The 1188-nt window shown below is 58.3% G+C and carries 3 protein-coding genes; 2 read left to right on the top strand and 1 reads right to left on the bottom strand.

Features of this window, described 5'->3' with window-relative positions:
- On the top strand, nucleotides 1–228 hold a 228-nt coding region (locus ACXRVY_RS30315), incomplete at its 5' end, for a helicase HerA-like domain-containing protein (protein ID WP_458239114.1).
- A gap of 121 nt (nucleotides 229–349) precedes the next feature.
- On the opposite strand, the gene ACXRVY_RS30310 is transcribed toward ACXRVY_RS30315, so the two are convergent.
- On the bottom strand, nucleotides 350–805 hold the full coding sequence (locus ACXRVY_RS30310) for a DUF721 domain-containing protein (protein WP_223459513.1): 456 nt from the start codon (nucleotides 803–805) through the stop codon (nucleotides 350–352).
- Between the two features lie 307 nt (nucleotides 806–1112).
- Here ACXRVY_RS30310 and ACXRVY_RS30305 point away from each other — a divergent pair.
- Nucleotides 1113–1188 (top strand): hypothetical protein (locus ACXRVY_RS30305; protein WP_458239115.1); only part of this gene is annotated, 76 nt, incomplete at its 3' end.

The raw sequence follows: 1188 nt of genomic DNA, 5'->3' as shown, positions 1-1188 counted from the left end.
GCCTATGAGGTGCTGATGGGACGCAAAGGCCTGGCGCCGCAAGACGAAGCAGCTCCGGATAAGCCGGCACCTGAGGAGCCAAGTTTCACCGAGCAGGCCGGGGAGTTCCTAGGTACGGCCGCCGGCCAGGCCTTGAAGTCGGCGATGCGCCAGGCGGCCAATCAGCTTGGGCGACAGTTGGTGCGCGGGTTGATGGGCTCGTTGCTAGGCGGCAGCAAACGCCGCTAGATTGAGCGAACACAGTTAAATGTAGGAGCGAGCCTGCTCGCGAAAGCGCTGTGACATTCAACGTATATGCCGACTGTTACACCGCCATCGCGAGCAGGCTCGCTCCCACACGGGTCTCAAGTCAGGATTTGGATTTGGCGTGCGCCGCCAGTCGCTCCAGCGCGGCCCGCAAATTCGGGTCGCTGATGCCATCGGCCGTGGCCTGGATGGTCGCTGCCGCGTCGTTGGACAAATCCATGGTATGCCCGGCCGCACCTTGCTGAACGGTCGGCGGTTGAACTTTGAACAGGATCCGGGTCAGATTGGCAAACTCGTCGAACAGTTGCAGTTGCCGTTGCAGGCGCTTCTGCTGGTAGCGCAGGCGGGTTGCCCAATGACCGTCGGTGACAATCAGCAACAAACTGCCTTCGCGCCAGGAGGCCACGTGGCAATGCTCGCGAGCGGCGGGTTGCAATTGGCTTTCGAGTAAACGCTGCAGATGACCCAGGCGTTGAGCGTGGCCGAGAATGGCTTTCAGCGGCTTGGCTTCGCGTAGTAGAACGGCAGGTACTTTGGCCGTAAGTGGGCGAAATGCCATGATCAGACACCTGAAGTAACAGAGGCGCCATGGTAGCAGAAAGCACCGGATGCACCCGCCCATTGCTTTTGTGGGTGCTTTGCCCATTAAATCAACAACTAACTTCTGCCTTGAACGGCTTGAAGTTGAGCAAAATGCCCTTATTTTAAGTGAGCCCCGTCAAAGCGCTGTGCCAGCATCGTGGAATATCGCCACTTTCCTCTCCATCGTTTCCGGGTAGAATGCTCGTTCGCATGCGGCCATGAGGGCTGCACGGGCGACTCACGGGGCCGCCCTCCATCCCTTTAGTGTGGAAGATCCTGCCGATATGTTTGCGCCTTTGTTAAAGAAACTTTTTGGAAGCAAGAACGAGCGTGAAGTCAAACGCATGCTCAAGACGGTGC

The organism is Pseudomonas sp. P5_A2_2 (assembly GCF_054177685.1).
The sequence above is the reverse complement of the archived record's forward strand: the minus strand, read 5'-3'. Positions and strand labels throughout refer to the sequence as shown.